This window comes from Asticcacaulis solisilvae (genome assembly GCF_017875235.1).
Lineage (GTDB): Bacteria > Pseudomonadota > Alphaproteobacteria > Caulobacterales > Caulobacteraceae > Asticcacaulis > Asticcacaulis solisilvae_A.
On sequence record NZ_JAGGMI010000034.1, the window covers coordinates 1 to 1,031 of the forward strand.

2 pseudogenes are annotated in these 1,031 nt (G+C 61.5%); one reads left to right on the forward strand and one right to left on the reverse strand.

Annotated features, from left to right (window positions below):
• Positions 1 to 632: pseudogene (locus J2X24_RS22455) on the reverse strand (glutamine--fructose-6-phosphate transaminase (isomerizing)); the annotation flags it as partial.
• Between the two features lie 253 nt (positions 633 to 885).
• Between J2X24_RS22455 and J2X24_RS22460 the strand changes: the two are divergent.
• A pseudogene (locus tag J2X24_RS22460) lies at positions 886 to 1,031 on the forward strand (phosphoglucosamine mutase); the annotation flags it as partial.

Genomic DNA, 1,031 nt, shown 5'->3' on the forward strand with positions numbered 1-1,031 from the left:
TCGCCTTCCTCGAGATAGGTGACGCGTTGGGTGAACGGGCCTACCGCCAGGGCGTCGCTGCCCAGGAACATCTCGCCGTCCTCGCCCCAGCCGACGACAAGTGGCGAACCGCGTCGGGCGCCGAGGAGGGTTTCCGCCTCGCCCTTGATCAGGATGGCCAGGGCGTAGGCGCCGTGCAGGCGATCAAGCACGCTTTTGAAGGCGTCCTTGGGGGCCGCACCCGTGCTCAGGGCCTCATCGAGCAGGTGGGCGATGACTTCGGTATCGGTGTCCGAGGCAAATTCGCGGCCCTTGGCCTTGAGTTCGCTTTTCAACTCGGCGAAGTTTTCGATGATGCCGTTGTGGACGACGGTGACGCGGCCGGCGCTATGTGGGTGGGCATTGCGGACGCTCGGCGCGCCGTGGGTGGCCCAGCGGGTATGGCCGATGCCGACGTGGCCGCTCACGGGCTCCTTACCGATTACGGCTTCAAGGTTGCGGATCTTGCCTTCGGCCCGGCGACGTTCGGGACCGTTTTCGGTCTGCACTGCGATGCCGGCGGAATCGTAGCCGCGGTATTCCAGGCGCCTCAAGGATTCGAGCAGGCGGGGGGCGGCGTCCGAATTGCCGATAATGCCGATAATGCCGCACATATGGTCTTGTCCCCGCAGTCTTGGAAAATTGCGCGTCCTCCATATCAGAGAACCCGTGAGGGAGGCGTAAATTGCCGTGACAAAAGATTACATGGCCGCGCTTAAAACCTTATGGAAAATCGGTTGTTAAGACTTGCGCCGTAACATTGGGAACGAAGATGTGAGTGGCGGGGGCAGGGTACGGGTTTATAACCCTCCCGCACGGTTTTCGCATCGAAACCCGATAATACCAATGACCTGACACAGAGTGCGAATGAGCCAGCGAAAGTATTTTGGCACCGACGGCATCCGTGGCCGCGCCAACGCCTTCCCCATGACAGCCGAAGTCGCCTATCGCGTCGGCATGGCCGCCGGCAAGATGTTCATGTCCGAGACGGATCGCCGCCATCTGGTCGTCAT